The organism is Dellaglioa sp. CoH-57-MRSF-21 (assembly GCF_056781915.1).
On the sequence record NZ_JBXAXU010000262.1, the window covers coordinates 1 to 233 of the forward strand.

1 protein-coding gene is annotated in these 233 nt (G+C 69.5%); it reads left to right on the forward strand.

Going from position 1 to position 233, the window contains the following annotated elements:
- Window positions 1-46: 46 nt before the first annotated feature.
- Window positions 47-233, forward strand: a 187-nt coding sequence (locus AC1RPQ_RS08705) for a hypothetical protein (protein ID WP_481762386.1), incomplete at its 3' end; no start/stop codon positions are given.

Below are 233 nucleotides of genomic sequence, written 5' to 3' on the forward strand. Positions count from 1 at the left end.
GTCCCGGGCGGAGCTTTCGCGCCGCCTGCAGCTGTCCGCGGCTTCGTTGACCAAGATCACCCGCCCGCTTCTGGAGGCCGACCTCTTCGTCGAACTCGAATCGGACGAGCCGGGCGCCGTGGGGCGGCCCCCGCAGCCCCTCGACGTGAACGTGGACTTCGCGCATTTCCTCGGGGTCAAGCTGACCGGCGAGAGCATCTTCGCCGTCGCGACCGACGCCCGCGGAAAGATCC